Genomic DNA, 22571 nt, shown 5'->3' with positions numbered 1-22571 from the left:
TCACCCGATTCGAGCATCAACGCAGGCCGCGTTGAGTCTCGTCCAGCTCACGGATGTACTTGAAGATTTTACGGCTCGATGCCGGTGGCTTGTTGGTCGCCAGTTCGTGCTGGGCCTGACGGATCAGGGAGCGCAACTGCTGACGATCAGCCTCCGGGTAGTCGAGCACGAACTTCTCCAGGACTGCATCGTCGCCCGCGATCAAGCGATCGCGCCAGCGTTCCAGGCCATGGAAACGTTCGTTGTACTGCCGGGTGGAGGCATCGAGTTGATCGAGCAAGCTCAGAATGGCGTCAGTGTCCTGATCGCGCATCAGTTTGCCGATGAACATAAGGTGCCGTTTACGCGCGATATTCGCGGTGTGCTTGGGCGCATCGGCCAGTGCCCGGCGCATAGCGTCGGTCAGCGGCAGTTTTGCCAGCAAGTCAGGCTTGAGCGTTGTAAGGCGCTCGCCGAGGTCAACCAGAGCATGAAGCTCGCGTTTGACCTGGGATTTGCTTTTTTCTCCCGTATCGAGGGAGTCGTCGTAAGAATCAACCATGGTGGCCGTCCGCAAAGAAACGCCGCCATGATAACCAGTCGGGGGCCGCTTGTCCGGCCCGGTCGCTCGAAGGCCCTAGCCGAAAGCAGAATTTGAGTGGAGAACAGCATGAGTGCAGTTGAAAGCGTCGGCCCACAAGCGTTGCCGGCACTGCAAGAACAAGTCGAGCAGATCATCGCTGAAGCCAAGCGCCAAGGTGCCAGTGCCTGTGAAGTGGCGGTGTCGCTGGAGCAGGGCCTGTCCACTTCGGTGCGTCAGCGCGAAGTCGAAACCGTCGAATTCAACCGCGATCAGGGCTTCGGCATCACCTTGTACGTCGGCCAGCGCAAAGGTTCGGCCAGTACATCGGCCAGTGGCCCGGAAGCCATTCGCGAAACCGTCGCTGCGGCGTTGGCCATCGCCAAGCACACCTCGGAAGACGAAGCGTCTGGCCTGGCTGATGCCGCGCTGATGGCCAGGGATCTGCCGGATTTCGACCTGTTCCACCAATGGGACATTACCCCAGAGCAGGCCATCGAGCAGGCGCTGACCTGTGAAGCGGCGGCGTTTGCGGCCGACAGCCGGATCAAGAATGCCGATGGCACGACCCTCAGCACCCATCAAGGCTGCCGTGTTTACGGCAACAGCCACGGATTTATCGGCGGCTACGCGTCGACTCGTCACAGCCTGAGTTGCGTCATGATCGCCGAGGCCGACGGACAGATGCAGCGCGATTACTGGTATGACGTGAACCGTCAGGGCAATTTGCTGGCCAGTCCGGAGAGCATTGGCCAGCGCGCCGCACAACGCGCCGCGAGCCGCCTGGGCGCGCGTCCGGTGCCGACTTGCGGGGTGCCGGTGTTGTTTTCGGCTGAGCTGGCCGGTGGCTTGTTCGGCAGCTTCCTGTCGGCGATTTCCGGTGGCAGCCTGTATCGCAAATCGTCGTTCCTTGAAGGCACTTTGGGGCAGAAGCTGTTCCCGGAATGGCTGACCATTGATGAACGTCCGCATTTGATGCGCGCCATGGGCAGTTCGGCATTCGACGGTGATGGCCTGGCGACCTACGCCAAGCCGTTCGTCGAAAAGGGCGAGTTGGTGTCGTACATCCTTGGCACCTATTCCGGCCGTAAGCTGGGTATGCCAAGTACCGCCAACGCAGGCGGCGTACACAACCTGTTCGTGACGCATGGCGATGAAGATCAGGCAGCGTTGCTGCGCCGCATGGGGCGCGGCTTGCTGGTAACCGAGTTGATGGGTCAGGGCCTGAACATGGTCACGGGCGATTATTCCCGTGGCGCGGCCGGTTATTGGGTTGAGAACGGCGAAATCCAGTTCGCGGTCCAGGAAGTGACCATTGCCGGCAACATGCGCGACATGTTCAAGCAGATCGTCGCGGTCGGTAATGACCTTGAGCTGCGCAGCAACATTCGTACAGGCTCGGTGTTGATTGAGCGGATGACCGTGGCCGGTAGCTAACGCTTATCGCTGGGCAATAAAAAGGCGCGCCACCCGATTGGGTGGCGCGCCTTTTTTTTGCGTCTTGCACCGCCCCCCCCCCGTGGGAGCGAACTGCGACATAAAGGGGGCGGTTATTCGCCTTCGTCGAAGTAGTTGTTGATCAACTTCACTAGGGCATCCAGCGCTTCCTGTTCTTGCTCGCCTTCAGTTTTCAGGTGGATCTTCGTGCCCTTGCCGGCAGCTAGCATCATCATGGCCATGATGCTTTTGCCGTCAACCATCGATTCAGGCGTACGTCCGGCTTTGATTTGGCATGGGAACTGACCAGCAACGCCAACGAATTTTGCCGAAGCGCGGGCATGCAGGCCCAGCTTGTTGATGATTTCGATTTCCAGAGCAGGCATCGCGATGTGAATCCTTTAGCTGAGGTCGCGGTGGCGGACCTGGACGTTCTTCAGGGATTGTTGCAGAGCCTGGCCCAGACGTTCGGTCAGGTAGACGGAGCGGTGATGCCCGCCGGTGCAGCCAATGGCAATGGTGACATAAGCACGGTTGCTCGCAGCGAAGCGCGGCAGCCATTTTAGCAGGTAGGAGGAAATGTCCTGAAACATCTCTTCGACGTCCGGTTGCGCCGCCAGGTACTCGGCCACCGGTTGATCAAGCCCGGACAGTTCGCGCAACTCAGGCTTCCAGTAAGGGTTGGGCAGGCAGCGCACGTCGAACACCAGGTCTGCGTCGACCGGCATGCCTCGCTTGAACCCGAACGACTCCACCAGGAACGCAGTGCCGCTGTCCGGCTGGTTCAGCAAGCGCAATTTGATGGTGTCGCGCAGCTGATACAGGTTCAGGTTGGTGGTGTTGACTTTGAGGTCGGCCAGGTCGGCAATCGGCCCCAGCAAACTGGTTTCGTCCTGAATCGCCTCTGCCAAGGAGCGGTGGGGGTTGCTGAGCGGGTGGCGACGACGGGTTTCCGAGAACCGTTTGAGCAGCGTTTCTTCGTCGGCGTCCAGGTACAGCACATCGCATTTGATGTGCCGGCTGCGCACTTCTTCCAGTAGTTCCGGAAATCGCGACAGATGACTGGGCAGGTTGCGGGCATCTATGGATACCGCGACCAGCGGTTGTGCGAGCTCGGTATGAATCAGCGCGCGCTCGGCGAGTTCTGGCAGCAAGCCCGCGGGCAGGTTGTCGATGCAGTAGTAGCCGTTGTCCTCGAGAACATCGAGTGCGGTACTTTTACCTGAGCCGGAGCGGCCACTGACAATGATCAAACGCATGATTAATGACCGTTTTGCTCGCTCAGGACGACCTGATACAAGGCTTCATTACTCGGGGCGCTGCGCAGTTTTTCACGCACTTCCTTGCGATCGAGCATGCTGGCGATCTGGCGCAGTAGCTCCAGGTGCGCATCGGTAGCGGCCTGCGGGACCAGCAGTACAAACAGCAGGTCAACCGGGGCGCCGTCGATGGCGTCGAAATCGATGGGGGCTTCAAGGTGTATCAGGGCGCTGATGGGTGAATTGCAGCCCTTGATGCGACAGTGGGGGATGGCGATGCCGTTGCCAAAACCGGTCGAACCGAGTTTTTCACGGGCAATCAAAGCCTCGAAGACATCTTGCATCTCCAGATCCGGCACTTCCCGGGCAATCAGGGTGGCAATTTGCTCAAGGGCTTTCTTTTTACTGCCGCCCGGCACGTTCACGAGAGAACGGCCGGGGGTCAGGATGTTTTCAAGTCGGATCATGGGTTGGGAGTGTTAACGACCGGTAGCGCCCTGGAGCAGGCTTTGGGTCTTTTCCTTATGCTTTTTGAGTTGTTTATCGAGCTTGTCGGTGAGTGCGTCGATCGCCGCGTACATATCGGTATGTTCCGCGTTGGCGACCACTTCATTCCCGGGAATATGCAGCGTGGCTTCGATTTTCTGCTTAAGCTTTTCGACAGTCATCGTGACCTGCACGTTGGTGATCTTGTCGAAATGCCTCTCTAATCGTTCGAGTTTTTCGCCGATGTAGGTGCGAAGAGGTTCGGTCACTTCCAGTTGGTGTCCACTGATGTTGACTTGCATACAGCTTCTCCTTCGTTGCCAGTGCATAAAGCGGTAGACCAGATGATCTACCACTGGAACGCTGTGGCGTGGCTCTACATCAACCGCTTGCGTTCGCTCGAAGGCGCGATTCCCAGGGATTCGCGGTACTTGGCGACGGTGCGGCGAGCCACCTGAATGCCTTGTGCCTCCAGTAAACCAGCGATCTTGCTGTCACTCAACGGCTTTTTCTGATTTTCCGCCGCAACCAGTTTTTTGATGATCGCGCGTATCGCCGTGGACGAGCATTCGCCGCCTTCGGAGGTGCTGACGTGGCTGGAAAAAAAGTATTTCAGTTCATATATGCCCCGAGGGGTATGCATGAATTTCTGTGTGGTCACCCGTGAAATGGTTGACTCATGCATGCCCACTGCTTCGGCGATGTCGTGCAGGACCAGCGGTTTCATCGCTTCGTCGCCGTACTCCAGGAAGCCGCGTTGATGCTCGACGATCTGGGTAGCCACTTTCATCAGTGTTTCGTTGCGGCTTTGCAGGCTCTTGATGAACCAGCGTGCTTCCTGCAACTGATTGCGCATGAAAGTGTTGTCGGCGCTGGTGTCGGCGCGACGCACGAAACCGGCATATTGGGCGTTGACCCGCAGCCGTGGCACCGATTCCTGATTCAGCTCGACCAGCCAGCGTTCGTTGTCCTTGCGTACGATCACGTCAGGGACGACATATTCGGCTTCGCTGGACTCGATTTGTGAACCAGGGCGCGGATTGAGGCTCTGCACCAGTTCGATCACTTGGCGCAGTTCATCTTCCTTTAGCTTCATGCGGCGCATCAGCTGGCTGTAGTCGCGGCTACCGAGCAGATCGATGTAGTCGGTGACCAGGCGCTTGGCTTCCGCCAGCCAAGGTGTCTTGGTTGGCAGCTGGCGCAGTTGCAGCAGCAGGCATTCACCCAGGTTGCGGGCGCCGATACCGGCCGGTTCGAACTGCTGGATGCGATGCAGGACGGCTTCGATCTCGTCCAGTTCGATGTCCAGTTCCGGATCGAAGGCTTCGAGAATTTCCTCGAGGGTTTCGTCCAGGTAGCCCTGATTGTTGATGCAATCGATCAGAGTCACGGCAATCAAGCGATCGGTGTCGGACATCGGTGCCAGGTTCAGCTGCCACAGCAAATGGCTTTGCAGGCTTTCACCGGCCGATGTACGCGTAGTGAAATCCCACTCGTCGTCATCGCTGCTTGGCAGGCTGCTGGCGCTGGTCTGGTAAACGTCTTCCCATGCCGTATCGACGGGCAGCTCGTTGGGGATGCGCTCATTCCAGTCACCTTCCTCGAGGTTGTCCACCGTCGGGGCGGTTTCCTGGTAGGAGGGCTCTGAAACATCGGCGTTGGGTTGTTGTTCGGCTTTGTCGGCCAAGGGGTCGGCGTTATCGAAGTCGTCGCCTTCTTCCTGGCGTTCGAGCATCGGATTGGACTCCAGGGCCTCCTGGATTTCCTGTTGCAGGTCCAGGGTCGACAATTGGAGCAGGCGGATGGCCTGTTGCAGCTGCGGTGTCATCGTCAGCTGCTGGCCCATTCTCAAGACTAGCGATGGTTTCATGGCAGGGGCTAAACACCTTATTCGCCGGCGCACATGCGCCATCCACTACAGGGCGCCGGAGCGCCAAACATAAGCAAATTATATGCCCGAAACTGCAGCGTTTGCCTAGAGCGCCGTAACAATAAAAAAATGTTGATTTTTTATCGAGACAGGCGCTTGGGCGACCAGCCAGACACCTGAGTGCTTACAGGCGGAACTCATGGCCCAGATAAACTTCTTTCACCAGGTCATTGGCCAGGATGGTGGCGGCGTCGCCTTCGGCAATGAGCTGTCCATCGTTGACGATGTAGGCGGTTTCGCAGATATCCAGGGTCTCACGGACGTTGTGGTCAGTGATCAGCACGCCAATGCCTTTGGCCTTGAGGTGGTAGATGATCTGTTTGATGTCGCCTACCGAAATCGGGTCCACGCCGGCGAACGGTTCGTCGAGCAGGATGAATTTCGGGTTGGTGGCCAGGGCGCGTGCGATTTCCACGCGGCGGCGCTCACCACCCGACAGGCTCATGCCGAGGTTGTCACGGATGTGGCTGATATGGAATTCCTGCAGCAGGCTTTCCAGTTCCTTGCGACGACCGTCTTTGTCGAGCTCCTTGCGGGTCTCGAGGATGGCCATGATGTTGTCGGCCACCGAGAGTTTGCGAAAAATCGACGCTTCTTGCGGAAGATAGCCAATGCCGGCCTTTGCACGACCGTGCATTGGCTGGTGGCTGACATCCAGATCATCAATCAGTACGCGACCCTGATCGGCCTGCACCAGGCCGACAATCATATAGAAGCAGGTGGTCTTGCCAGCGCCGTTAGGACCCAGCAGGCCGACGATCTGACCGCTGTCGATCGACAGGCTGACGTCACGCACGACCTGGCGGCTCTTGTAGCTCTTGGCCAGATGCTGAGCTTTCAGAGTTGCCATTATGGAGCCTTTTTCGCGTCGTTTTTCGGCTTGGGCTGGATCACCATGTCGATGCGTGGGCGCGCTTCGGTGACCTTGTTGCCTGTGGCGCGACCGGCGCTCGCAAGCTTTTTGACGGTGTCGTAGACGATTTTCTCGCCTTGAGTGATGTTGTTGTCCTTGTCGATGACTTTTGCCTTGTCGATCAGGACGATGCGGTTTTGCGCAGCGTGGTACTGGATGGTGATGCCCCAGCCCTGAACAGGCTTGGTATCGCCAGCAGTCTGCAATTGTTCGAAGTAGGCAAGGTTGCCCACCGAGGTCACCACGTCAATGTCGCCGGTCGGCGTGCGGGTGATGGTCACGGTGTTGCCTTTAACGATCATCGAGCCCTGAGTGATGATCACGTCACCTTTATAGGTGGCAACGCCATTCTTGTCGTCCAGTTGGGCATCGTCGGCCTGAATGCGGATAGGCTGCTCTTGATCGTTCGGCAGAGCCCAGGCGCTCACGCTTCCCAGTGCTGCGCCCAGACTGAGCAAAATAGGGAGAGTTTTAACGAGCCTCATACTGTCCTCTTACGTTCGATAGCAGGTGTATCCTGCTTTCTTTCAAGTACGCTTTCATTCCGTTGCCTGTCGATACACCGCCAGCGCCGTCGATTCTAACGGGTTGATCGGTCTGCGCATATTGCTCCTTGGGGAACACAGTCATACGGGTGGTGGTAATCAGGGTTTTGCGGTTTTTCTCGTCGAAACGCGTGATGCGCACCGAATCAATCAGTTCGACCTGAGTGCCGTCGGGATTGACTTCTCCGCGCTCGCTCTGGACGTGCCACGGGAACTGGGTGCCGCGAAACATGTTCAGGTCGGGATTGGTCAGCAACGTCACCTCGGTCGCTTTCAGGTGTTCAACCTTGTCGGACGTCATTTCGTACTGCAATTTGCCGTCCGGCAGGTACTGCACGCTGTGGGCGTTGGTGGCGTAATAGTCAATGGCGCTTTCGTCGACCTTGGCTACGGGTTTATCGAGGAAGCGTTCCGGGCTGATGTTCCAGTAGCCGACCGCGGCGAACAGCGCCGCGATGCAACTGAACAACAGGATGTTACGAATCTTTTTGCTCAACATAATGGGCTCACAGGTACGCGGCGTTGGCCGCATCAAGGCGGCCCTGGGCGAGCAGGATCAATTCGCAGAATTCACGAGCGGCACCCTCGCCACCACGGGCCAGGGTAATGCCATGGGCGTTTTCACGTACGAAGCTGGCGGCATTGGCCACCGCCATGCCCAGGCCAACGCGGCGAATCACCGGCAGGTCTGGCAAGTCGTCACCCAAATAGGCGACTTGTTCATAGCTTAGGTTGAGTTCGGCCAGAAGCTCGTCCAGCACCACCAGTTTGTCTTCGCGCCCCTGATAAAGGTGTGGAATGCCGAGGTTCTTCGCCCGACGTTCGACCACCGGGGTCTTGCGACCGCTGATGATAGCGGTCTGCACGCCGGCTGCCATCAACATCTTGATGCCTTGGCCGTCGAGGGTGTTGAACGTCTTGAATTCGCTACCGTCTTCAAGGAAGTACAACCGTCCGTCGGTCAGCACGCCGTCGACGTCGAACACCGCGAGTTTGATCTGTTTGCCGCGTTGCAGCAGGTCGGTGCTCATTACATTACTCCTGCACGCAACAAGTCGTGCATGTTCAAGGCTCCGACCGGGCGGTCGTCGCTGTCGACCACGACCAGCGCGTTGATCTTGTGGTCTTCCATGATTTTCAGGGCTTCGGCCGCAAGCATTTCGGCGCGGGCGGTTTTGCCGTGTGCGGTCATGACCTGATCGATGGTGGCGCTGTGGATGTCGATACTGCGGTCCAGGGTGCGACGCAAATCACCGTCGGTGAAGATACCGGCGAGTTTGCCATCGGCTTCCAGGATCACGGTCATGCCCAGGCCCTTGCGGGTCATTTCCATCAGCGCGTCCTTGAGCAGGGTGCCGCGCTGAACCTGCGGCAGCTCTTGTCCGGCGTGCATGACGTTTTCGACTTTCAGCAGCAGGCGTCTGCCCAGTGCGCCGCCCGGGTGGGAAAAGGCGAAATCTTCAGCGGTAAAGCCGCGGGCTTCCAGCAGTGCGACGGCCAGGGCATCGCCCATGACCAGTGCAGCGGTGGTTGAAGAGGTCGGTGCCAGATTCAGCGGGCAGGCTTCGTGCTCGACGTGAACGTTGAGGTTGACCTCGGCAGCCTTGGCCAGCGGCGAATCTGGATTGCCGGTGAGGCTGATCAATTTGATGCCCAGGCGTTTGATCAACGGCAACAGGGTCACGATTTCATTGGTGGAGCCGGAGTTCGACAGGGCCAGGATGATGTCGTCGCGGGTAATCATGCCCATGTCGCCATGGCTGGCTTCGGCCGGGTGCACGAAAAAGGCCGTGGTGCCGGTGCTGGCCAGTGTGGCGGCAATCTTGTTGCCGATATGTCCCGATTTGCCCATGCCGACCACGACCACGCGGCCTTTGCTGGCCAGAATCATCTCGCAAGCGCGTACGAAATCTGCGTCGATATGGGGCAGCAAGCCTTCTACGGCTTCCAGTTCGAGGCGGATGGTGCGTTGGGCGGATTGAATCAGGTCGCTGGATTGGCTCATGTCAGAAATCGTATAGCCTGATGAAAAGGCGGCGATTATAGCGGTAATGATCGAAACCCTCACGCTAGTTCGTCATGCTTTGTCGTTCCCGGTTACCAAATACCCGACGAAGAAGGTTTTTTGCCTGTCATCTTGCTGAACATGCCCCGGCTTGGGCCTTGGGCGCTTGCCCATTGCAGTGATATAGTTCGCCGCCAGTTCGGCCTGCCCGGGGAGGTATGTGCTTTCGTCAGAGAGCCAGGCGTCCGAGTGAGAGGCTGCATCGCAAGGAGTTTAGATGAGTGCCGATAACGCCTACGCGGTCGAGCTGAAGGGACTGACCTTCAAGCGCGGTGCGCGCAGCATTTTCAATAACGTCGATATCCGTATCCCGCGCGGCAAGGTCACCGGCATCATGGGGCCTTCCGGGTGTGGCAAGACCACGCTGTTGCGCTTGATGGGCGCACAGTTGCGGCCCACCAAGGGCGAAGTCTGGGTCAACGGCCAGAACCTGCCAAAGCTGTCGCGCAGCGATTTGTTCGATGCGCGTAAACACATGGGCGTGCTGTTTCAGAGCGGCGCGCTGTTCACTGACCTCGATGTATTCGAGAACGTCGCCTTTCCGCTGCGCGTCCACACCGAGCTGCCGGAAGAAATGATTCGCGACATCGTCCTGCTCAAATTGCAGGCCGTAGGCTTGCGTGGCGCAATCGACCTGATGCCTGACGAGTTGTCCGGCGGCATGAAGCGTCGTGTCGCGCTGGCGCGGGCGATTGCCCTCGATCCGCAGATCCTCATGTATGACGAGCCTTTTGTCGGCCAGGACCCTATCGCCATGGGCGTGCTGGTGCGCCTGATCCGCTTGCTCAACGATGCGTTGGGCATCACCAGTATCGTGGTGTCTCACGATCTGGCCGAGACCGCGAGCATCGCCGATTACATTTATGTCGTGGGTGACGGGCAAGTATTGGGGCAGGGCACTCCCGAGGAGTTGATGAACTCGCAGGAGCCGCGAATTCGTCAATTCATGACAGGTGATCCCGACGGTCCGGTCGCATACCACTTTCCAGCGACGGATTACCGCGCAGATCTTCTGGGGAAGCGTTGATGCGCAAGATTTCACTGATAGAACGCGTGCGCCGTTTCGGCCATTCCGCCATAGATGCACTGGCGGTGTTCGGCCGTTCGGCGATTTTCCTGTTTCATGCCTTGCTCGGCCGCGGTGGCATCGGCGGCGGTTTTAGCCTGCTGATCAAGCAATTGCATTCGGTGGGCGTGATGTCCCTGGTGATCATCGTGGTCTCCGGGGTATTCATCGGCATGGTGCTGGCGCTGCAAGGCTTCAACATCTTGTCCAGTTATGGTTCCGAGCAGGCGGTCGGCCAGATGGTTGCGCTGACGCTGTTGCGTGAGCTGGGCCCCGTGGTCACGGCATTGTTGTTCGCCGGTCGCGCCGGTTCCGCGTTGACTGCCGAAATCGGCAACATGAAATCCACCGAACAGTTGTCCAGTCTGGAAATGATTGGTGTCGACCCGCTCAAATACATCGTTGCCCCGCGCCTGTGGGCCGGCTTCATTTCCCTGCCTGTGCTGGCGATGATTTTCAGCGTGGTGGGTATCTGGGGCGGTTCCTGGGTGGCAGTCGACTGGCTGGGTGTCTATGAGGGTTCCTACTGGTCCAACATGCAAAACAGCGTGACGTTCACTGACGATGTGCTCAACGGCATCATCAAAAGCATCGTCTTTGCCTTTGTCGTGACCTGGATTGCCGTATTCCAAGGCTATGACTGCGAGCCCACTTCCGAGGGGATCAGTCGTGCCACTACCAAGACCGTGGTGTATGCCTCTTTGGCTGTACTCGGCCTGGACTTTATTCTGACCGCCTTGATGTTTGGAGATTTCTGATGCAAAACCGCACCCTGGAAATCGGTGTCGGCCTTTTCTTGCTGGCTGGCATCCTGGCTTTGCTGTTGCTGGCGTTGCGGGTGAGTGGCCTGTCCCCGAGCGCGACTACAGACACCTATAAACTTTATGCATACTTCGACAATATCGCCGGTTTGACGGTCAGAGCTAAAGTGACCATGGCCGGTGTGACCATCGGTAAGGTCACGGCTATCGATCTGGATCGCGACAGTTTCACCGGTCGGGTGACCATGCAAGTGGAAAAGCGTGTAGATAATCTGCCGACTGACTCCACTGCATCTATCCTGACTGCTGGTCTGCTGGGCGAAAAATACATCGGTATCAGCGTGGGCGGCGAATCCGCCTTGCTCAAGGACGGTGGGATCATTCACGACACCCAGTCGTCGCTGGTACTCGAGGACCTGATCGGTAAATTCTTGCTCAATACCGTTAGCAAAGACGCCAAATGAGGAGCTTTTGAATGATCTCTACCTTGCGACGTGGCCTGTTGGTAATACTGGCGGCCCTGCCGTTGATGGCTAACGCCGTGGCAGCGCCTTCCGCGCACGAACTGGTTCAGGACACCACGAACCGGATGCTGGCCGACCTGTCGGCCAACAAAGAGAAATACAAAAAGGATCCGCAGGATTTCTACACGGCGTTGAACACCATCGTCGGACCTGTGGTGGATGCCGAGGGCATCTCCAAAAGCATCATGACGGTCAAGTACTCGCGCAAAGCCACGCCTGCGCAGATGAAGACCTTTGAAGAAAACTTCAAGCGGGGCCTGTTCCAGTTCTATGGCAATGCCCTGCTCGAATACAACAACCAGGGCATCACCGTCGATCCTGCCAAGGATGAGTCGGGCGATCGCACCAGCGTTGGCATGACCGTAAAAGGCAACAACGGGGCGATCTATCCCGTGTCGTACACACTCGAGAAGATCAATGGCGAGTGGAAGCTGCGTAACGTGATCATCAACGGCATCAACATCGGCAAGCTGTTCCGCGATCAATTCGCGGATGCGATGCAGCGCAATGGCAACGACCTGGACAAGACCATCAATGGTTGGGCCGGGGAAGTCGCCAAGGCCAAGGAAAAAACCGCCGACGCCACCGAGAAGCCTGCCCAATGAGTGTGTCGGCCATTCGCATGAGCGACACCGGCGAGCTGCGGCTTAGCGGGATGCTGGATTACCGGACCGGCCCCGGCCTGCGCAAGCAGGGGGAGGCGCTGATCAAGGCCAGCAAGGCCGGCACCCTGGTGGTCGATTGTTCGGCGGTATTGAAGTCCAGCAGCGTGGGCTTGTCCCTGCTGCTGTGCTTCATGCGCGATGCAGAGGCGGCGGGCAAGACGCTGAGCATCCGCGGGATGCCTGAAGACATGCGCGAAATTGCTCAGGTCAGCGAATTGACCGAGCTGTTGGCGCATCCCTAATCCACATCTATAAAGAAGCCCCCCGTCAGAGTCCTGCTTCGCGGGGTTCGCAGGCGCGGGGCTTTTTTGTATGATGTCCGACCCGCGCGCACAGGGCGCCGATTGAGGTTGAGCATGCAGGCCACCGAAGTGAAGAGCTTTCTTGAAGGAAAGCTGTCCGAGACTTTTTTATCAGTGCAGGTAGAAGTTGAAGGCGAAGGCTGCAACTTTCAGCTGAACGTGATTAGCGATGAACTGGCGGCGTTGAGCCCGGTGAAGCGTCAGCAGCAGATCTATGCCCATTTGAACCCATGGATCACCGATGGCAGCATCCATGCGGTTACTATGAAATTTTTCAGCAGCGCGGCCTGGGCCGAGCGCACCTGAGCCCAAGGGCGTCGAGATTCTTATGGATAAATTGATTATTACCGGTGGCGTTCGTCTTGATGGCGAAATCCGCATCTCCGGGGCAAAGAACTCTGCCCTGCCGATCCTGGCTGCCACGCTGCTGTGCGATGGCCCGGTGACTGTGGCCAACCTGCCGCACCTGCACGACATCACCACCATGATCGAGCTGTTCGGTCGTATGGGCATCGAGCCGGTGATCGACGAGAAGCTCAGCGTCGAAATCGACCCGCGCACCATCAAGACCCTGATCGCTCCGTACGAGCTGGTGAAAACCATGCGCGCGTCGATCCTGGTGCTGGGCCCGATGGTTGCGCGTTTCGGTGAAGCTGAAGTCGCGCTGCCTGGCGGTTGCGCCATCGGTTCGCGTCCGGTTGACCTGCACATCCGCGGTCTTGAAGCGATGGGCGCGGTGATCGACGTCGAAGGCGGCTACATCAAGGCCAAGGCACCTGAAGGCGGCTTGCGCGGCGCGCACTTCTTCTTCGATACCGTGAGCGTGACCGGCACCGAAAACATCATGATGGCGGCCGCTCTGGCCAAGGGCCGCAGCGTGTTGCAGAACGCCGCTCGCGAACCTGAAGTCATCGATCTGGCGAACTTCCTGATCGCCATGGGTGCCAAGATCACTGGCGCCGGCACCGACACCATCACCATCGATGGCGTCGAGCGTCTGCACCCGACCACTTACAAAGTGATGCCTGACCGTATCGAAACCGGCACCTACCTGGTGGCGGCCGCTGTGACCGGCGGTCGTGTGAAGGTCAAGGATACCGATCCGACGATCCTTGAAGCTGTTCTGGAAAAACTCCGCGAATCGGGTGCTGAAATCACCTGCGGCGAAGACTGGATCGAGCTGAACATGCACGGCAAGCGGCCAAAGGCTGTCAACGTGCGTACCGCTCCATACCCGGCGTTCCCGACCGACATGCAGGCGCAGTTCATCTCCCTCAACGCCATTGCCGAAGGCACTGGTGCCGTGATCGAGACGATCTTCGAAAACCGCTTCATGCACGTGTACGAACTGCATCGTATGGGCGCCAAGATCCAGGTCGAAGGCAACACTGCCATCGTTACCGGTACCGAGAAGCTGAAAGGCGCGCCAGTAATGGCCACCGACCTGCGTGCATCGGCCAGCCTGGTGATCTCGGCCCTGATCGCCGAAGGTGACACCCTGATCGACCGCATCTACCACATCGACCGTGGTTACGAGTGCATCGAAGAGAAACTGCAAATGCTCGGCGCCAAGATTCGCCGCGTACCGGGCTAGTTTCTGCTGCAGGGCGCAAGGACGCGCCCGTTGGTTTCGTTTCAAGTCGAGGGTGTCTTTTCATTATTGAGAAAGCCCTCGAAGTGTGTCCGGCGCCATTTGCGACCGGGCATCAGTAGCCTGATAAGGACTGACGTTTCCCATGTTGACCATCGCACTGTCCAAGGGCCGCATCCTTGACGACACCCTGCCGCTTCTGGCTGAAGCGGGCATCGTGCCGACCGAGAATCCGGACAAGAGCCGCAAGCTGATCATTCCCACGACTCAGGCCGATGTGCGCCTGCTGATCGTGCGTGCCACCGATGTGCCGACGTATGTCGAGCACGGTGCCGCGGACCTGGGCGTCGCCGGTAAAGATGTGCTGATGGAATATGGCGGCCAGGGTTTGTACGAGCCTCTGGACCTGCGAATTGCCCTCTGCAAGCTTATGACTGCCGGCCGTGTCGGTGATGTCGAGCCCAAGGGCCGTCTGCGGGTGGCGACCAAGTTCGTCAACGTTGCCAAGCGTTACTACGCCGAACAGGGCCGTCAGGTCGATATCATCAAGCTCTACGGCTCGATGGAACTGGCGCCGCTGATCGGTCTGGCCGACAAGATCATCGACGTGGTCGACACCGGCAACACGCTTCGGGCCAACGGCCTTGAGCCGCAGGATTTCATTGCGGACATCAGCTCCCGGCTGATCGTCAACAAAGCTTCGATGAAGATGCAACACGCCCGTATCCAGGCGTTGATCGACACCCTGCGCAAGGCAGTGGAGTCTCGACACCGCGGCTGATTCACCTGCGCGACGTTAAGTCGCGCCCGTCTATCCGCCTCATAGCCAGAATTCTCAGGTGCCCAAGCGGATCGATGGTAGCTTCGGGCGCCTGAGTTTTTGCCAATCCTATGAGGCTCTCGCTATGACCGCACCGACTGCAATTCGCCGACTCAACGCTGCTGACCCGGATTTCGCACATCATCTGGATCATCTGCTGAGCTGGGAAAGTGTGTCTGACGACTCGGTCAATCAGCGCGTGCTGGATATCATCAAAGCGGTGCGCGAGCGTGGCGATGCGGCGCTGGTGGACTTTACCCGGCAGTTCGACGGCCTTGACGTTGCCTCCATGGCTGACCTGATCTTGCCGCGCGAGCGTCTGGAACTGGCGCTGACACGGATTACCGTGCCCCAGCGCGAAGCCCTGGAAAAAGCCGCTGCCCGCGTACGCAGCTACCACGAAAAACAAAAGCAGGAATCCTGGACCTACACCGAAGCCGACGGCACGGTGCTGGGCCAGAAGGTTACGCCACTGGACCGTGCCGGCCTGTACGTGCCGGGCGGCAAGGCGTCGTACCCGTCTTCCGTGCTGATGAACGCGATTCCGGCCAAAGTGGCCGGCGTGACCGAAGTGGTCATGGTGGTGCCGACCCCGCGCGGTGAAATCAACGAACTGGTACTGGCGGCGGCCTGCATCGCCGGCGTCGACCGTGTGTTCACCATCGGCGGCGCGCAAGCGGTTGCCGCGCTGGCCTACGGCACCGAAAGCGTGCCGAAAGTCGACAAAGTCGTCGGTCCGGGCAACATCTATGTCGCCACCGCCAAACGCCACGTGTTCGGCCAGGTCGGTATCGACATGATCGCCGGCCCTTCGGAAATCCTTGTAGTGTGCGACGGTCACACTGATCCGGACTGGATCGCCATGGACCTGTTCTCCCAGGCCGAGCACGACGAAGACGCCCAGGCGATTCTGGTCAGCCCGGACGCCGAGTTCCTCGACAAAGTCGCCGACAGCATCGCCAAACTGCTGCCAACCATGGAGCGTGCCGAGATCATCGAAACCTCGATCAATGGCCGTGGGGCGTTGATCAAGGTTCGCGACATGGAGCAAGCCATCGAAGTGGCCAACCGTATTGCGCCGGAGCACCTGGAATTGTCGGTCGCCGATCCGCAGGCCTGGTTGCCGCAGATCCGTCACGCGGGCGCGATTTTCATGGGGCGTCACACGTCTGAAGCCTTGGGCGATTACTGCGCAGGTCCCAACCACGTGCTGCCGACCTCCGGCACCGCGCGGTTCTCCTCGCCGCTGGGCGTTTACGACTTCCAGAAGCGCTCGTCGATCATCTTCTGCTCCGAGCAGGGCGCATCCGAACTGGGCAAGACCGCTTCGGTGCTGGCCCGTGGCGAATCGCTGACCGCTCACGCGCGCAGCGCCGAATACCGCATCGTTGACGAACAAAAGGACAACTGAGATGAGTAAATTCTGGAGCCCGTTCGTCAAGGATCTGGTGCCTTACGTACCGGGCGAGCAGCCGAAGCTGACGAAGCTGGTCAAGCTCAACACCAACGAAAACCCGTACGGTCCATCGCCCAAAGCCTTGGCGGCGATGCAGACCGAACTCAATGACAACCTGCGTTTGTACCCGGACCCGAACAGCGATGTGCTCAAGCAAGCTGTTGCCCGGTATTACGGCGTGCAAAGCAATCAGGTGTTCCTCGGCAACGGTTCCGATGAAGTCCTGGCGCACGTTTTCCACGGCTTGCTGCAGCACGATAAACCGCTGTTGTTCCCGGACATCAGCTACAGCTTCTATCCGGTTTACTGCGGCTTGTACGGCATCAAGTTCGACGCGGTGCCATTGGACGAGCAGTTCCGGATCAACCCGGCGGACTATGCCAAGCCGAACGGCGGGATCATTTTCCCCAACCCGAATGCACCAACCGGTTGCCTGCTGGCGCTGGACGCAGTCGAGCAAATCCTTAAGGCCAGCCCGGATTCAGTCGTGGTGGTGGATGAGGCTTACATCGATTTTGGCGGCGAGACGGCGATCAGCCTGGTGGACCGTTATCCGAACCTGTTGGTGACTCAGACCTTGTCCAAGTCCCGTTCGCTGGCCGGACTGCGGGTTGGCCTGGCGGTGGGGCATCCGGACCTGATCGAGGCGCTGGAGCGGATCAAGAACAGCTTCAACTCTTATCCGCTGGATCGCCTGGCGAATGTCGGAGCGGCCGCCGCTTTTGATGATCGCGAGTACTTCGACAAGACCTGCCGGTTGGTCATCGAGAATCGTCAGTGGGTTGTTACGCAATTGGAAGGGAAGGGCTTTGAGGTGCTGCCGTCGGCGGCGAACTTCATTTTCGCGCGTCATCCCAAGCACGACGCAGCTGGCGTGGCAGCGAAGCTGCGTGAGCAGGGAGTCATCGTTCGGCACTTCAAGCAGGAGCGGATTGCCCAGTTCCTGCGGATTTCGATTGGCACGCCTGAGCAGAACCAGGCACTGATCGACGGTCTCGGCGACCTCTAAACAACTCGACCCTGTGGGAGCGAGCTTGCTCGCGATGGCGATCTTACATTCAACATAGATACTGAATGTTATGGCCTCATCGCGAGCAAGCTCACTCCCACAGTGGTTTTGTGTTGGCTGGTTACTCTTCTTCTTTCTCTTTGACCGGCGCCGGTGGCGGGCGCAAACCGATTTCAGCGGTGAGATTCAGCTCTTTGCCATTGCGCATCACCTGGATCGTGACTTTGTCAGTCGGCTTGATCCGCGCGACCTGGTTCATCGAGCGGCGGCCATCGCCGGCCGGTTCGCCGTCGATGCTGAGGATCACGTCGCCCAATTGCAGGCCGGCTTTCTGCGCCGGACCGTCACGGAAAACCCCCGCCACCACGATGCCCGGGCGTCCCGACAGACCAAACGACTCCGCCAGTTCCTGACTCAAAGGCTGCACTTCGATACCCAGCCAGCCGCGAATCACCTGCCCGTGCTCGATGATCGACTTCATCACTTCCATGGCCAGTTTGATCGGGATCGCAAAACCAATGCCTTGGGAGCCACCGGACTTGGAAAAAATCGCCGTGTTGATACCCGTCAGGTTGCCGTTGGCGTCGACCAGCGCACCCCCGGAGTTGCCGGGGTTGATCGCCGCGTCGGTCTGGATGAAGTCTTCGTAGTTGTTCAGGCCCAGCTGATTACGCCCGGTGGCGCTGATGATGCCCATGGTCACGGTCTGGCCGACGCCAAACGGGTTGCCGATGGCCAGGGCCACATCGCCGATGCGGATGTTGTCGGAGCGGCCGACGGTGATCGACGGCAGATTCTTCAGATCGATTTTCAGGACCGCGAGGTCGGTTTCCGGGTCGCTGCCGATCACTCGGGCCAGGGTTTCACGGCCATCCTTGAGCGCGACCACGATCTGGTCGGCGCCGCTGGTCACGTGGTTGTTGGTCAGCAGGTAACCTTCCGGGCTCATGATCACGCCTGAACCGAGGCTCGACTCCATGCGCTTCTGCTTGGGCGAATTGTCACCGAAGAAACGACGGAACTGCGGATCCTCGAACAGCGGATGGTTGGGTTTGTTGATGACTTTGGTGGTGTACAGGTTGACCACCGATGGCGCGGCGATGGTCACGGCATCGGCATAGGACACCGGCCCCTGTTGTGTCATGGTGGTTTGCGGGGCTTGCTGCAAGTTGACGTCGAGGCTTGGAAGCCCGACCCACTGCGGGTAACGCTGAATTATCAACAGAGCGATAAGCACGCCGGCCAACAGCGGCCAGCCGAAAAAACGCAGCGCCTTGAGCATTAAGCACGTCCTGAAAGGTTGCAGGCGGTATGAGACCGCCCATAATGTCGCGCATTATACGAGGCGTAGCGCGCCTCTGAACGGGATATTTAGGAGTCTTTTATGGCCGTCGCTCTGAGCACCCTGGTCGAAGAAGCCGACCGTTACCTTAACAGTGCCAGGATCGCCGATTACTGCCCCAACGGGTTGCAGGTCGAAGGCCGGCCGCAAGTGATGCGCATTGTCAGTGGCGTCACCGCCAGCCAGGCATTGCTGGATGCGGCCGTCGAAGCACACGCCGATCTGGTGCTGGTGCATCACGGCTATTTCTGGAAAGGCGAGAACCCGTGCATCACCGGGATGAAGCAGCGTCGGTTGAAAACCCTGCTCAAGCACGACATCAGCCTGTTGTCCTATCACTTGCCACTGGACCTGCACCCGGACGTCGGCAACAACGTGCAACTGGCGCGTCAGCTCGACATCACGGTCGAAGGTCCGCTGGATCCGGACAACCTCAAAGTCGTCGGCCTGGTCGGCTCGTTGAGCGAACCGGTGACGCCCCGGGATTTCGCCCGCCGTGTGCAGGAAGTCATGGGTCGCGAGCCGCTGTTGATTGAAGGCAGCGAGATGATCCGTCGGGTTGGCTGGTGCACAGGTGGTGGTCAGGGTTACATCGATCAGGCGGTGTTGGCCGGCGTTGATCTGTACCTCAGTGGTGAAGCGTCCGAGCAAACTTTCCACAGCGCCCGGGAGAACGACATCAGCTTCATCGCCGCCGGCCACCATGCGACCGAGCGCTACGGCGTTCAGGCCTTGGGTGAATACCTGGCGCGACGCTTTGCGCTGGAGCACATCTTCATCGATTGCCCGAATCCGATCTGATTTCAACACGTCTTCGCGGGCGAGCCTCGCTCCTACGAGATCCCGGTCGCGCCCGAACAGGCAGGTATATTCATATACCCTTTCGATCTAGTCGGCGGCCTGATTAGAAGAGGTCGCTGTGCTAGGATTCCCCGCTCGAACACGGCCCGCTGGCCGTCCATAAGATCGTTTTCGTGAGTAGCCATGGTCGACAAACTGACGCATCTGAAACAGCTGGAGGCCGAAAGCATCCACATCATCCGCGAGGTCGCCGCCGAGTTCGATAACCCGGTGATGCTGTACTCCGTCGGTAAAGATTCCGCCGTGATGCTGCACCTTGCGCGCAAGGCATTCTTCCCGGGCAAACTGCCGTTCCCGGTGATGCATGTCGATACCCGGTGGAAGTTCAAGGAGATGTACGCGTTCCGCGACCGCATGGTCGAAGAGCTCGGCCTTGACCTGCTGGTGCACGTCAACCCCGATGGCGTCGCGCAGGGCATCAACCCGCTGACCCACGGCAGCGCCAAGCACACCGATATCATGAAAACCGAAGGCCTCAAGCAGGCTCTCGACAAGTACGGCTTCGACGCCGCCTTCGGTGGCGCGCGCCGCGACGAAGAGAAATCCCGTGCCAAAGAGCGCGTGTATTCCTTCCGCGACACCAAGCACCGCTGGGACCCGAAAAACCAGCGCCCGGAGCTTTGGAACGTCTACAACGGCAACGTCAACAAGGGCGAATCCATTCGTGTGTTCCCGTTGTCGAACTGGACCGAACTGGACATCTGGCAGTACATCTATCTCGAAGGCATCCCGATCGTGCCGCTGTATTTCGCCGCCGAGCGCGACGTCATCGAGATGAATGGCACCTGGATCATGATCGACGACGAACGCCTGCTCAATCACCTGAGCGATGAAGACAAGGCGCGCATCGTCAAGAAGAAGGTCCGCTTCCGTACGCTCGGCGACTACCCGCTGACCGGTGCGGTCGAGTCCGAGGCCACCAGCCTGACCGACATCATTCAGGAAATGCTCCTGACGCGAACTTCCGAACGCCAGGGCCGGGTCATCGATCACGATGGCGCAGGCTCGATGGAAGAAAAGAAACGTCAGGGTTATTTCTAAGGGGTTGTCATGTCGCACGTATCTGATTTGATCAGCGAGGACATCCTCGCCTACCTGGGCCAGCACGAACGCAAGGAAATGCTGCGCTTTCTGACCTGTGGCAACGTCGACGACGGCAAGAGCACCCTGATCGGGCGCCTGCTGCACGACTCCAAGATGATCTACGAAGATCACCTGGAAGCCATCACCCGCGACTCGAAAAAAGTCGGCACCACCGGCGAAGACATCGACCTGGCGTTGCTGGTCGACGGCCTGCAGGCCGAGCGTGAGCAGGGCATCACCATCGATGTTGCTTACCGCTACTTTTCCACCGCCAAGCGCAAATTCATCATCGCCGACACCCCTGGCCATGAGCAGTACACCCGCAACATGGCCACTGGTGCGTCCACCTGTGACCTGGCGATCATCCTGGTCGACGCCCGTTACGGCGTGCAGACCCAGACCCGTCGCCACAGCTTCATTGCCTCGTTGCTGGGCATCAAGCACATCGTGGTCGCCATCAACAAGATGGACCTCAATGGCTTCGACGAAACCGTCTTCGAGTCGATCAAGGCCGATTACCTGAAGTTCGCCGATGGCATTGCCTTCAAGCCGACCACCATGGCCTTCGTGCCGATGTCGGCGCTCAAGGGCGACAACGTGGTGAACAAGTCCGAGCGCTCGCCGTGGTACACCGGCCAGTCGCTGATGGAAATTCTCGAGACCGTCGAGATCGCCAACGACCGCAACTACACCGACCTGCGTTTCCCGGTGCAGTACGTCAACCGTCCGAACCTGAACTTCCGTGGTTTCGCCGGCACCCTGGCCAGCGGCATCGTGCACAAGGGCGACGAAGTCGTTGTGCTGCCGTCGGGCAAGAGCAGCCGCGTGAAATCCATCGTCACCTTCGAAGGTGAACTGGAGCACGCAGGCCCGGGTCAGGCGGTAACGCTGACCATGGAAGACGAGATCGACATCTCTCGCGGCGACTTGCTGGTGCACGCCGACAACCTGCCGCAAGTGACTGACGCGTTCGATGCCATGCTGGTGTGGATGGCTGAAGAGCCGATGCTGCCGGGCAAGAAATACGACATCAAGCGCGCCACGTCCTACGTGCCGGGTTCGATCACCAGCATCGTCAATCGCGTTGACGTGAACACGTTGGAAGAAGGTCCGGCCAGTTCGCTGAACCTGAACGAGATCGGCCGGGTCAAGGTCAGCCTCGACGCCGCCATCGCCCTGGACGGTTACGCAAGCAACCGCACCACCGGTTCGTTCATCGTTATCGATCGCTTGACCAATGGCACTGTCGCGGCCGGCATGATCATCGCCCAGCCGTTGACGCATGGCAGCAGCACGCACCACGGCAAACTGGCCCACGTCGCCACCGAAGAACGCGCCCAGCGCTTCGGCCAGCAACCGGCCACCGTGTTGTTCAGCGGCTTGTCGGGCGCGGGCAAAAGCACCCTGGCCTACGCGGTTGAACGCAAGCTGTTCGACATGGGCCGTGCAGTGTTCGTACTCGATGGCCAGAACCTGCGTCACGACCTGAATAAAGGTCTGCCACAGGATCGCGCCGGTCGTACCGAGAACTGGCGTCGTGCGGCGCACGTTGCGCGTCAGTTCAACGAAGCCGGTCTGTTGACGCTGGCCGCGTTCGTTGCACCAAGTGCCGAAGGTCGTGAGCAAGCCAGGGAACTGATCGGCAAGGAGCGTCTGCTGACGGTCTACGTCCAGGCCTCACCAACGGCCTGTGCCGAGCGTGACCCGCAAGGCCTGTACGCGGCAGCCGGGGACAACATCCCGGGCGATTCCTTCCCGTACGACGTGCCGCTGGACGCCGACCTCGTGGTCGACACCCAGTCGCTGTCGGTAGAAGAAAGCGTCAAGCAAGTGCTGGATCTGCTGCGTAAACGCGGCGCGATCTAAGCGTTAGCCGTTCATAAAAAACCCGCCGATG

The 22571-nt window shown here is 59.0% G+C and carries 26 protein-coding genes; 14 read left to right on the top strand and 12 right to left on the bottom strand.

Annotation, left to right across the window (positions count from 1 at the left end; translation table 11 throughout):
• Positions 1 to 16 precede the first annotated feature (16 nt).
• Positions 17 to 541: a ribosome biogenesis factor YjgA gene (gene yjgA / locus ACM6I0_RS30630; protein WP_090175492.1), complete on the bottom strand. Its 525-nt coding sequence runs from the start codon at positions 539 to 541 to the stop codon at positions 17 to 19.
• Between the two features lie 108 nt (positions 542 to 649).
• Between yjgA and pmbA the strand changes: the two genes are divergently transcribed.
• On the top strand, positions 650 to 1996 hold the full coding sequence (gene pmbA, locus ACM6I0_RS30625) for a metalloprotease PmbA (RefSeq protein WP_414924026.1): 1347 nt from the start codon (positions 650 to 652) through the stop codon (positions 1994 to 1996).
• A gap of 113 nt (positions 1997 to 2109) precedes the next feature.
• On the opposite strand, the gene ACM6I0_RS30620 is transcribed toward pmbA, so the two are convergent.
• The 10 genes from ACM6I0_RS30620 to ACM6I0_RS30575 form a co-directional block, all read right to left on the bottom strand.
• Positions 2110 to 2382 carry an HPr family phosphocarrier protein gene (locus ACM6I0_RS30620; protein ID WP_414924025.1) on the bottom strand — a complete coding sequence of 91 codons (273 nt, stop codon included), beginning with the start codon at positions 2380 to 2382 and terminating at the stop codon, positions 2110 to 2112.
• Between the two features lie 15 nt (positions 2383 to 2397).
• Positions 2398 to 3255, bottom strand: a complete 858-nt coding sequence (gene rapZ / locus ACM6I0_RS30615) for an RNase adapter RapZ (protein WP_414924024.1) — start codon at positions 3253 to 3255, stop codon at positions 2398 to 2400.
• A gap of 2 nt (positions 3256 to 3257) precedes the next feature.
• A complete protein-coding gene (gene ptsN / locus ACM6I0_RS30610; RefSeq protein ID WP_259155234.1) occupies positions 3258 to 3722 on the bottom strand; it encodes a PTS IIA-like nitrogen regulatory protein PtsN in 465 nt (154 codons plus the stop codon).
• Positions 3723 to 3734: 12 nt separating this feature from the next.
• Positions 3735 to 4043, bottom strand: coding sequence for a ribosome hibernation-promoting factor, HPF/YfiA family (gene hpf / locus ACM6I0_RS30605; RefSeq protein ID WP_007941242.1), 309 nt, complete (start codon positions 4041 to 4043; stop codon positions 3735 to 3737).
• Between the two features lie 74 nt (positions 4044 to 4117).
• Positions 4118 to 5611, bottom strand: coding sequence for an RNA polymerase factor sigma-54 (locus tag ACM6I0_RS30600; protein WP_414924023.1), 1494 nt, complete (start codon positions 5609 to 5611; stop codon positions 4118 to 4120).
• Between the two features lie 184 nt (positions 5612 to 5795).
• On the bottom strand, positions 5796 to 6521 hold the full coding sequence (lptB, locus tag ACM6I0_RS30595; protein ID WP_285430845.1) for an LPS export ABC transporter ATP-binding protein: 726 nt from the start codon (positions 6519 to 6521) through the stop codon (positions 5796 to 5798).
• Complete coding sequence (lptA, locus tag ACM6I0_RS30590) at positions 6521 to 7069, bottom strand: lipopolysaccharide transport periplasmic protein LptA (RefSeq protein ID WP_285430847.1); 549 nt, start codon at positions 7067 to 7069, stop codon at positions 6521 to 6523. Before lptA ends, lptB begins: the two co-directional genes overlap by 1 nt.
• Positions 7056 to 7628: an LPS export ABC transporter periplasmic protein LptC gene (gene lptC / locus ACM6I0_RS30585; RefSeq protein ID WP_208669982.1), complete on the bottom strand. Its 573-nt coding sequence runs from the start codon at positions 7626 to 7628 to the stop codon at positions 7056 to 7058. Before lptC ends, lptA begins: the two co-directional genes overlap by 14 nt.
• 7 nt (positions 7629 to 7635) lie before the next feature.
• Positions 7636 to 8160, bottom strand: coding sequence for a KdsC family phosphatase (locus ACM6I0_RS30580; RefSeq protein ID WP_285430849.1), 525 nt, complete (start codon positions 8158 to 8160; stop codon positions 7636 to 7638).
• On the bottom strand, positions 8160 to 9134 hold the full coding sequence (locus tag ACM6I0_RS30575) for a KpsF/GutQ family sugar-phosphate isomerase (protein ID WP_414924022.1): 975 nt from the start codon (positions 9132 to 9134) through the stop codon (positions 8160 to 8162). The genes ACM6I0_RS30580 and ACM6I0_RS30575 overlap by 1 nt, the downstream gene beginning before the upstream one ends.
• A gap of 277 nt (positions 9135 to 9411) precedes the next feature.
• Between ACM6I0_RS30575 and ACM6I0_RS30570 the strand changes: the two genes are divergently transcribed.
• From ACM6I0_RS30570 to hisC, 10 genes are all read left to right on the top strand, one after another.
• On the top strand, positions 9412 to 10221 hold the full coding sequence (locus ACM6I0_RS30570; RefSeq protein WP_017336546.1) for an ATP-binding cassette domain-containing protein: 810 nt from the start codon (positions 9412 to 9414) through the stop codon (positions 10219 to 10221).
• Positions 10221 to 11018, top strand: a complete 798-nt coding sequence (mlaE, locus tag ACM6I0_RS30565; RefSeq protein ID WP_285430852.1) for a lipid asymmetry maintenance ABC transporter permease subunit MlaE — start codon at positions 10221 to 10223, stop codon at positions 11016 to 11018. Before ACM6I0_RS30570 ends, mlaE begins: the two co-directional genes overlap by 1 nt.
• On the top strand, positions 11018 to 11485 hold the full coding sequence (gene mlaD, locus ACM6I0_RS30560) for an outer membrane lipid asymmetry maintenance protein MlaD (RefSeq protein WP_222589793.1): 468 nt from the start codon (positions 11018 to 11020) through the stop codon (positions 11483 to 11485). The genes mlaE and mlaD overlap by 1 nt, the downstream gene beginning before the upstream one ends.
• Positions 11486 to 11496: 11 nt before the next feature.
• Positions 11497 to 12150: a phospholipid-binding protein MlaC gene (locus tag ACM6I0_RS30555; protein WP_285430853.1), complete on the top strand. Its 654-nt coding sequence runs from the start codon at positions 11497 to 11499 to the stop codon at positions 12148 to 12150.
• Positions 12147 to 12452, top strand: coding sequence for a lipid asymmetry maintenance protein MlaB (locus tag ACM6I0_RS30550; protein WP_285430855.1), 306 nt, complete (start codon positions 12147 to 12149; stop codon positions 12450 to 12452). Before ACM6I0_RS30555 ends, ACM6I0_RS30550 begins: the two co-directional genes overlap by 4 nt.
• 114 nt (positions 12453 to 12566) lie before the next feature.
• Positions 12567 to 12818: a BolA family protein gene (locus ACM6I0_RS30545; RefSeq protein WP_201195781.1), complete on the top strand. Its 252-nt coding sequence runs from the start codon at positions 12567 to 12569 to the stop codon at positions 12816 to 12818.
• 22 nt (positions 12819 to 12840) lie between these two features.
• Complete coding sequence (gene murA, locus ACM6I0_RS30540) at positions 12841 to 14106, top strand: UDP-N-acetylglucosamine 1-carboxyvinyltransferase (RefSeq protein WP_090175445.1); 1266 nt, start codon at positions 12841 to 12843, stop codon at positions 14104 to 14106.
• Positions 14107 to 14248: 142 nt separating this feature from the next.
• Positions 14249 to 14884: an ATP phosphoribosyltransferase gene (hisG, locus tag ACM6I0_RS30535; RefSeq protein ID WP_007901570.1), complete on the top strand. Its 636-nt coding sequence runs from the start codon at positions 14249 to 14251 to the stop codon at positions 14882 to 14884.
• Between the two features lie 124 nt (positions 14885 to 15008).
• Positions 15009 to 16334 (top strand): histidinol dehydrogenase, encoded by a 1326-nt coding sequence (hisD, locus tag ACM6I0_RS30530; protein WP_414924021.1) that lies wholly within the window; start codon positions 15009 to 15011, stop codon positions 16332 to 16334.
• 1 nt (position 16335) lies between these two features.
• Positions 16336 to 17388, top strand: a complete 1053-nt coding sequence (gene hisC, locus ACM6I0_RS30525; protein ID WP_414924020.1) for a histidinol-phosphate transaminase — start codon at positions 16336 to 16338, stop codon at positions 17386 to 17388.
• Positions 17389 to 17509: 121 nt separating this feature from the next.
• Here the strand turns inward: hisC and algW are convergent, their stop codons facing one another.
• The gene (gene algW / locus ACM6I0_RS30520) at positions 17510 to 18670 is read right to left on the bottom strand and encodes a Do family serine endopeptidase AlgW (protein ID WP_285430861.1); all 1161 of its coding nucleotides are present in this window, start codon (positions 18668 to 18670) and stop codon (positions 17510 to 17512) included.
• Between the two features lie 102 nt (positions 18671 to 18772).
• Here algW and ACM6I0_RS30515 point away from each other — a divergent pair, with 102 nt between their 5' ends.
• From ACM6I0_RS30515 to cysN, 3 genes are all read left to right on the top strand, one after another.
• Positions 18773 to 19531: a Nif3-like dinuclear metal center hexameric protein gene (locus tag ACM6I0_RS30515; RefSeq protein WP_285430863.1), complete on the top strand. Its 759-nt coding sequence runs from the start codon at positions 18773 to 18775 to the stop codon at positions 19529 to 19531.
• A 183-nt stretch (positions 19532 to 19714) separates the two neighbouring features.
• On the top strand, positions 19715 to 20632 hold the full coding sequence (gene cysD, locus ACM6I0_RS30510; protein ID WP_010463281.1) for a sulfate adenylyltransferase subunit CysD: 918 nt from the start codon (positions 19715 to 19717) through the stop codon (positions 20630 to 20632).
• A gap of 9 nt (positions 20633 to 20641) precedes the next feature.
• A complete protein-coding gene (gene cysN / locus ACM6I0_RS30505) occupies positions 20642 to 22540 on the top strand; it encodes a sulfate adenylyltransferase subunit CysN (protein WP_414924019.1) in 1899 nt (632 codons plus the stop codon).
• Positions 22541 to 22571 lie beyond the last annotated feature (31 nt).

This window comes from Pseudomonas sp. IT-P294, from assembly GCF_949767865.1.
Lineage (GTDB): Bacteria > Pseudomonadota > Gammaproteobacteria > Pseudomonadales > Pseudomonadaceae > Aquipseudomonas.
The sequence above is the reverse complement of the archived record's forward strand: the minus strand, read 5'-3'. Positions and strand labels throughout refer to the sequence as shown.